The 7,498-nt window shown below is 43.5% G+C and carries 8 protein-coding genes; 6 read left to right on the top strand and 2 right to left on the bottom strand.

Annotation, left to right across the window (positions count from 1 at the left end):
• Positions 1-139: 139 nt before the first annotated feature.
• On the bottom strand, positions 140-1,000 hold the full coding sequence (locus HQN90_RS31735; protein ID WP_173226599.1) for a helix-turn-helix transcriptional regulator: 861 nt from the start codon (positions 998-1,000) through the stop codon (positions 140-142).
• Positions 1,001-1,182: 182 nt separating this feature from the next.
• Here HQN90_RS31735 and HQN90_RS31730 point away from each other — a divergent pair, with 182 nt between their 5' ends.
• The 5 genes from HQN90_RS31730 to HQN90_RS31710 all read left to right on the top strand — a co-directional run bounded on the left by HQN90_RS31730 (position 1,183) and on the right by HQN90_RS31710 (position 5,279).
• The gene (locus tag HQN90_RS31730) at positions 1,183-2,307 is read left to right on the top strand and encodes an amidohydrolase family protein (RefSeq protein WP_173226597.1); all 1,125 of its coding nucleotides are present in this window, start codon (positions 1,183-1,185) and stop codon (positions 2,305-2,307) included.
• A 2-nt stretch (positions 2,308-2,309) separates the two neighbouring features.
• Complete coding sequence (locus tag HQN90_RS31725) at positions 2,310-2,681, top strand: Rieske (2Fe-2S) protein (protein WP_173226595.1); 372 nt, start codon at positions 2,310-2,312, stop codon at positions 2,679-2,681.
• A 190-nt stretch (positions 2,682-2,871) separates the two neighbouring features.
• Entirely contained in the window at positions 2,872-3,756 is an 885-nt protein-coding gene (locus tag HQN90_RS31720; RefSeq protein WP_173226593.1) for an AraC family transcriptional regulator, read from the top strand.
• Positions 3,757-3,859: 103 nt separating this feature from the next.
• Positions 3,860-4,054, top strand: coding sequence for a hypothetical protein (locus HQN90_RS31715; protein ID WP_173226591.1), 195 nt, complete (start codon positions 3,860-3,862; stop codon positions 4,052-4,054).
• Positions 4,055-4,244: 190 nt separating this feature from the next.
• Entirely contained in the window at positions 4,245-5,279 is a 1,035-nt protein-coding gene (locus tag HQN90_RS31710; protein WP_173226589.1) for a TIM barrel protein, read from the top strand.
• Between the two features lie 4 nt (positions 5,280-5,283).
• Here the strand turns inward: HQN90_RS31710 and HQN90_RS31705 are convergent, their stop codons facing one another.
• On the bottom strand, positions 5,284-6,219 hold the full coding sequence (locus HQN90_RS31705) for an AraC family transcriptional regulator (RefSeq protein ID WP_173226587.1): 936 nt from the start codon (positions 6,217-6,219) through the stop codon (positions 5,284-5,286).
• Positions 6,220-6,425: 206 nt separating this feature from the next.
• On the opposite strand from HQN90_RS31705, the gene HQN90_RS31700 reads away from it, so the two are divergent.
• Positions 6,426-7,433: a zinc-binding dehydrogenase gene (locus HQN90_RS31700; RefSeq protein WP_173226585.1), complete on the top strand. Its 1,008-nt coding sequence runs from the start codon at positions 6,426-6,428 to the stop codon at positions 7,431-7,433.
• Positions 7,434-7,498: the final 65 nt, after the last annotated feature.

Genomic DNA, 7,498 nt, shown 5'->3' with positions numbered 1-7,498 from the left:
TCTCACTAAACATTTTCTTAGACATATTGTAATCCCCTCCGGTGCTTACTCTAGTATACAAAAAAAGATACCCACAGTCTGAACACTTTTTCAAAGTGTCCAGACTATGGGTACCAGTGTAGAATCTCGGGGTGGCTTTTTATGTTGTGTCTTCATTTTCGCGCAGCTTACTCGGAGATGCTGCGTAATGCTTGCTGAACGCCCGGCTAAAGGAATATAAATCGGGATAGCCAAGCGCCATGGCGATTTCCGTAACCGAATGCTGTGTTTGCTGCAGAAGCTGAAGTGCTCTCTCCATGCGGAGCTTTTGCAAATATTGGATGGGCGTCATTCCAGTCTGTTCAGCGAATATTTTGGAGAAATAAGCCCGGTGAACCGAAATATATGCAGCGACATCTTGCACGTTAATATTTTCGGTGTAATGCATATTCATGTACTCAATGCTTCGGGGAATCCAGACAGCAGGTCCTGCACCCAACTTGTCAGTGCTTTCTTGCGGAATCATAAGTCCAAATATACGGTAGATAGCTGCAATCAATTCGACTTGTCTCCGATCGCCGTTATCTTCCTGTTGACTGAACAGATGAATGAGCGAGGTTTCGAGCTCTTTACCGATCACATCCGCGACATAAGGGGCAGATGGACGGAAGCCGGCTTTGCCAAGCAGCTGCGGAGTTTGCCCGCCATCAATGGAAACCCAAATCATTTCCAAGGGCTGGTCGGACGGAACAATGAAATGGTGGTAGACGACACCCGGATATGCACAAAAAACATCGCCTTTGGCTAGCTCGATCTGCTGATCTCCGTAGCGATGACGAACCTTCCCGTTCATAACAAAATGCAAGGCGTAATAATCGATCATCCGCTGCGGGAAGCGATAATCCGAGCCTGCTTTGATGCGTCCCATTCGGACTGGCCATAAGCCCCCGTTCAAGGCCAACTCGTTTACAACATAGTGGCGTGTTTCTTCATATTTGACAGGATGCTGGCGCTTGCCCATGTCTTCGTCCGCACCTCCTGAAATCGCTCTGTTGACAGTAGGATAAAGTATAGCATTGACCTTACAAAATGACAAACCGTCATTGCGAAATACCATTTTCGGCAGGGCAGCTCAGGTTTTATGATAGAGATGTAAAACATGCACTCGCAAATCGTGCCGAAACAAAGAAGGGGAGATGAAACATGAGTTTACTAGAAGCAGCAGCCAAGAAGACAAAGGGGCGCAAAGGCGTTGGAATTATCGATTGCGATATTCATCATACTTTCAAGGACATCAAGCAGTTGTTCCCTTACTTGCCGCGAAAATACAGGGAGCGTATTGAACTGTGGGGACCTAGTCTTGGCGGGGGGCCGGGTACGCTGAACGGAGGCAACATCGGAAAAAGAGCCGATTCCTTCCCTCCAAACGGCGGTCCTGCCGGTTCGGATCTGGATTTCATGGTCGAGCAGCTGTTGAATCCTTTTGACATCCGCTACGGGATTTTGACCGGTGAATTTATAGCCAGTACGAACACTGCCGATACGTATTACTCGGCTGCATTGTGTTCCGCTTTCAACGATTATACGATCGAGCATTGGCTCGATAAGGAGCCCCGGTTCAGAGGCTCCATCTACTTGCCGATTCACGATGTCGCCGCCTCGGTTCGGGAAATCGAACGGCTCGGCTCTCATCCTGGAATGGTTCAGGCTTATGTTCCGTCGGGCTCGCATCATCCTTACGGCAATAAAATGTTTCATCCGATCTATGAGGCTTGCTTGAAGCATGGAATCAATTTCACGATGCATGTAGGAGCTATCGGCGATGGGATGAACGCACCCGCTACGAATGTCGGCTATCCTTCTTACTATATTGAATACCGCGCTGCCCGTACGCAAGCTTATATGGCCCATATGGCCAGCTTTATCTTCGAAGGCGTATTCGAAATATTTCCGGAGCTGCAGGTGGCGTTTATCGAAGGCGGCGTCTTCTGGGTCGCTCCTTACTTGTGGCGTCTCGACCAGGATTGGAAAGCGCTGCGCGAGCAGACGCCTTGGGTGAAGAAAAAGCCTAGCGAATATTTACTCACCAACATGTACATCGGCTCCCAGCCGATTGAGGAAGCTCCGAACCGTCAAGCTTTCGATACGTTGTTCGAGGCTATGCACGCTAAGGAAAGGCTGCTCTTCTGCAGCGATTACCCGCATTGGGATTTCGATTCGCCGAAGCTCGTTTTCCCAAAAATGGACAAAGAAACAACGGATCATGTGTTTTACTATAACGCTGCCAGGTACTATGGCCTGCCTATGCCGGACAAAACGGAGGAATAACGATGGCGCTCCATTATTTGGGAACCGTTGATGAATTCACGGGGGTCGAACCGAAAATTGTTGATGTCAAAGGGCGGAGCGTAGGCATTTATACATTGTCAGGAAAGCTTCATGCCATTCTTAATTATTGTCCTCATCAGGGGGCCCATCTTTGCAAAGGGCCGGTTACTTCATGGGTCACATCGCCGCTACCCGGGCAATTTGTTTACGAACAAGAAGGGGAAATCGTTCGTTGTCCCTGGCACCATTGGGAATTTGACATCAAGACCGGAGGTCTTGTTGTAGATCATAAAGTCCGCACAAAAACCTATGATGTTGTCGTAGAAAAGTTTGATTTGTCGGTGGAGCAGGGAAAAGTATACATCGAGATATAGCGGTACCAAAGAAATCTTATCCGAGAACGGGCAGACAGTTTCCAGGTTTGCGCTCGAATAAGGTTTTTTTGTTCATTGCAAGTCCTTACAAAATGACAAGCGTAATCTCGTGGATGCACTTGGGACATCGACTTCTTCCGAGATGCGGGTTAAAATTAGGAAATAAGTCAAATGCATGGAGGTATCGTCGATGGAGACGTGGATGAACGTCATTTCCCCATTTGTTAGGATTGTGAAGATTATGAAAACTACCTCTCTCTCTGGAGAGTGGATCGATTATGATCATGTCTTTACCTATATCGAGCAGGGGGATGCGGACTTCTGGCTGAATGGGGTTAAATACCATGTAAGTGAAGGAGACGCTATTTTGATGCCCCCTTTTACACCCCATATTATCCGAACGACATCGACCATTCCGATGATTCAATATATTTTTCATTTTGATCTTTTTTTTGACGAGGAAAGAAGCGAATGGAAGGAAATAAACGTTACAAAAGAAAAGCATAAGAAAGTTTACGAGAAAGAAATGAAGCTGGCTTCCATTCAGCCTATCTCCCGCTTGCGGGCAGCGGATCAAATAGATTTGAAGAAAAGGTTTCTATTAATGCACAAAATTTATCAGGATAAACATGAGGGTTACTTCCTGCATTTAAAATCTATATGTATAGAGCTTTTGTACATGTTCTTAAAAAGTCAATCCAATGCCAAACATCCTGAAGGCAGGCAAACTAAGGGGTGGGCGCTCATTGAAAAATCGATTGATTTCATCAATGAGAAATACGATGATCCTAATTTGAATAATGTTACCATTAGCGACCATGTTGGCATTTCGACAAACCATCTATCGTTTTTGTTCAAAGAACAGCTGGACGTATCCATTCATAAATATGTAACACATGTAAGAATTGAACAAGCCAAGCAGTTGATCGTCGAAGGTAACAGAAAGATGACGGTTATTGCAGAGGAAGTGGGCTTCTCGAGCATCCATCTGTTCAGCCGCTCTTTCAAAGCTAATGTTGGTATGACGCCTAGTCAATTCCAAGCTACATATTCCCATCCAGGTAGAGAGGGATAACCCGAAGCAAGCCCCATATACACAGTAATTTACTTCAACCAGTAAGATTATTCTATCTTTCTTAAAATGTAATAATTAAATGGAACTGGAGTTGAATTAGTTTATGAATCCAAGTGTACTTAAATGTTTTGCGTGTGGATATGGTAATGAAACAGAACTAGATCAACCCTTTATTAATGTACAAGTTGAGCCTAATGATTCTTACGCTCGTTTTACGATCAAGGAAAATTCACGCAAAATAACAGTTGAACTTTATGGATGCCCCAAATGCGGAACCATTCAAATGAAAAAAAAATAGGATAACACGCAAAAGGACCGTCAGGATGTTTTCCCTGACGGTTTTTCTTATTGATTTCCAAGGAGCCCTCTAACGATGTTGTAAGACATTAAAACTGTAGTTGGAAAATCGTAAAACTGTACATGTGTCAAAGGCAATGGCGTATTAGAGTAGGAATGCAAGGAAAAACTCAGTAAAGGAGCTTAATCGCATGTCGAAATTTAAATTTTCAGTAGGTCCTTGGAATGTTCATGATGGTGCCGATACGTATGGACCTGCAGTAAGAACGACCATTTCTTTTGAGGACAAAATTAAGAAATTTGCGGAAATGGGTTTCAGCGCGATTCAATTTCATGATGATGATGCTGTTCCGAATATCAATGAACTGACAGAAGAAGAAATAAAGGCTGAAGCCAGAAAAGTGAAGGAGGTTTTGGATAAATATCAGCTTGCAGCTGAATTTGTTGCTCCAAGGTTATGGATGGATCCGCACACGATTGACGGCGCTTACATGTCGACATCGGAAAAAGACAGACAATTTGCAATATGGAGGTCTTATCGTTCGATCGATATCGCCAACGAATTAGGATGTGACAAAATTGTACTGTGGTTAGCTAGGGAAGGGACGCTTTGCGCGGAAAGCAAAAGTCCGGTAGAGGCAACCAAACAACTGGTGGATGCCATTAACAAGATGCTCCAATATGACAGCAAGATCAAAATTCTGATCGAACCTAAACCGAACGAACCGATTGATAGAAGCATTTGCGGAACCATGGGCCACGTACTTGCTGTGTCTGCCGCTACAATCGATCCTTCCAGAGTCGGTGGTTTATTGGAGTCGGCACATGCTGTCTTGGCTGGCCTTGATCCTTCTCATGAAATTGGATTTGCGCTGGCGATGAACAAATTATGGGGCGTCCATCTAAACGATCAAAATGGACTCAAATTTGACCAGGATAAGAGCTTTGGCGTAGAGAACCTTCGTCAGGCTTTCAATCAAATTAAAGTATTGGTCGAAAATAATTACGGCGCTAACGGGGAATACGTTGGGTTGGATGTTAAAGCGATGCGATCTACGATTGATAAAGATAGCTACAAGCACTTGGAAAACAGTCTGGGCATTGTGAAAGCTTTGGAAGAAAAGGTTAATATGTTCGATTATGACTATCAGAAACAATGCGTCGAAAGAAGAGACTTCGAAGGATTGGAAATGTATGTTATGAAGCTTCTGATGGGAATCGAATAGTTCATCATTCTCCACTTTGGTACTTGTTAAGAATTTCTAGACTTTCACTATCGTTATAGAATTTTTGAATGCTTTTTAGATTCGTATGCGTAGATTGTGAATTCGGTTGATCCTTCTGATTCAGGAATTGGCTGGGTGTGCAGCCGAATTGTTTCATGAACATCTTGTTGAGATAACGCGCATCTGAAAAGCCGCTTTCTAAGCATATATCGATTAGTTTTTTATCGGTTTGAGTAATGAGCTTTTTTGCTTTTTCAAAGCGTACTTGATTTAAATAGTCTTGAAAAGTTGTATTGAGATTTTCTTTGAAAAAATGGGAGAGGTAGGGGAGTGAGAGATTTTCCCGTTCAGCTATGCTTGAAAGAAGAAGCTTGCTTGAAAAGTTGTCCTCAATGTAACTCAGGATTCGGTTCATGCGATGAAAACGGTTCGTATTCTTGATCCGCTCTTCGTCACTGATTATATGATAAGGCGCGAATTTCAATAGGTGGTAGAAAAGACGGTTCAACGAGCTTAAGCACATCAATTCATATCCGAAATCTTGATTTAAGTAAGAGATTGTAATCTCAAGCAAGATGGAGGTCAGAAGCTGATGTTCTTCCTTTGATAGAAGAGCCGAAACGAATACGGAATCGAATGCGATATTGGTCATGGAAGGAAAGTAACTCTGACAAAACTTATTGGAAATTTGAATGGATAATATTAAAGCGTTTCCATCATGAGCATGGAGCTCATGGGGTTGAATGGGGTTAAATAAGATAATGGAATTTGGGGGGATCTGGTACATTTCTTTTTTGGAGTACACGGTCAAATTGCCTTTCAATAGCAAACAGATTTCAAAATCATTGTGCAAGTGAGAATTGCGATAAGATAAACTCACGAGAAACGGATTTAAGTATTTTATTCTTGGGTGTGCAATGATCTCGAATTCATTATCCATGTTTAACCATCCATTCTTGTTAGAAATGACATGTACAGAGCACTTAAGATTTTATGAGTAAGTTTAGCATAGACGATGTACCGAAAGTCAAGCTTGTAGATGATGAGATTAATTACGTTGATTTTGATAAAAAATCAGAGTTCTCGTTAAATACTCCGGTTGAGCGATTAGCTATAATTAAAAAAAAGAATAAGGGAGTGCTTTGGGTGAAAAATAAGAGAGTAGTTTTCAGTAGTCCTTGGAAGGTCGAATTGCTGGAGGAAGATTTCAATCCGCACAATCTGCGAGAAGATGAAATCGTAGTAAAGAAGCTATATACCCTAATCAGTCCTGGGACGGAATTAGCCTGTTTATCTGGCAATGAATCTTGGTTCACAATGCCTGACACTCCCGGATATGCGGCGGTCAGTGAGATTATCGATGTCGGTGGAGGGGATCATTCATTCCGGAAAGGGGATATTGTCTATCATTACGGTGATCATTCGAAGTATCAGAAAGTTTCGGTGCGAGGGAATGTCCTGAAAGTTCCCAAAACGATGAATCTTCGATGGGTCCCGTTTACACGAATGGCAACTGTGGCGGCTACTTCGATTCGTGTGTCCAATATCGAATTCGGAGACGATGTCGGTGTTACTGGGCTAGGGTTAATCGGTAATATGGCTGCGCAATTGGCTCAGTTGCAAGGAGCAAGTGTCATTGGGATCGATTTATCCGGTAAGAGGCTCGAAATTGCGGAGCGCTGCGGAGTATTCGATCTTCATAACGGTGATGTGTCCAGCGCCAAGGCACATGTACTGGACAAGACGAACGGAGCGGGCGTATCTACACATATCGAAGCGACGGGCATTCCCCAAGTAGGGGTAGGCAGCCTGGAGTGGATTGCGAAATTGGGGGAGATTGTTTTCCTTGGAAGTCCACGTGGGGAGTTCAATGGTGATATTACGGATGTTTTGAATTATTGCCATCTTTACAATCGAGGATGCATTACCTTTAAGGGTGCCCACGAATGGCGTTTTCCTATTGAACCAAATGAGTTCGTCAAACACTCTTTAGTGCGAAACTCGAACATCGTATTCGATTTGATGAATCGAAATAAGCTTCAGGTTGAGCCGCTTATCAGTCACGTGCTGGCACCGGAACAAGCGGCATTGGCTTATGAGGGACTACGGAATTACAAGGATGAGTATTTCGGAGTCCTGTTCGACTGGTCATAATGAAACCGCATACAGAGGAGTTCAGATTACATTTAAAACTAGAGTAAAAAAATCTATCATTGCAT

This window comes from Paenibacillus alba, assembly GCF_013204855.1.
Classification (GTDB): domain Bacteria; phylum Bacillota; class Bacilli; order Paenibacillales; family NBRC-103111; genus Paenibacillus_E; species Paenibacillus_E alba.
Note: the sequence above shows the minus strand (reverse complement) of the source record. Positions and strands in the feature narration are given on the sequence as shown.

What these genes read in the sequence shown, in the direction of transcription:
- HQN90_RS31735 (WP_173226599.1), bottom strand. Translation starts at nt 1,000, where the DNA reads ATGGGCAAGCGCCAGCATCCTGTCAAATATGAAGAAACACGCCACTAT.
- HQN90_RS31730 (WP_173226597.1), top strand. Translation starts at nt 1,183, where the DNA reads ATGAGTTTACTAGAAGCAGCAGCCAAGAAGACAAAGGGGCGCAAAGGC.
- HQN90_RS31725 (WP_173226595.1), top strand. Translation starts at nt 2,310, where the DNA reads ATGGCGCTCCATTATTTGGGAACCGTTGATGAATTCACGGGGGTCGAA.
- HQN90_RS31720 (WP_173226593.1), top strand. Translation starts at nt 2,872, where the DNA reads ATGGAGACGTGGATGAACGTCATTTCCCCATTTGTTAGGATTGTGAAG.
- HQN90_RS31715 (WP_173226591.1), top strand. Translation starts at nt 3,860, where the DNA reads ATGAATCCAAGTGTACTTAAATGTTTTGCGTGTGGATATGGTAATGAA.
- HQN90_RS31710 (WP_173226589.1), top strand. Translation starts at nt 4,245, where the DNA reads ATGTCGAAATTTAAATTTTCAGTAGGTCCTTGGAATGTTCATGATGGT.
- HQN90_RS31705 (WP_173226587.1), bottom strand. Translation starts at nt 6,219, where the DNA reads ATGGATAATGAATTCGAGATCATTGCACACCCAAGAATAAAATACTTA.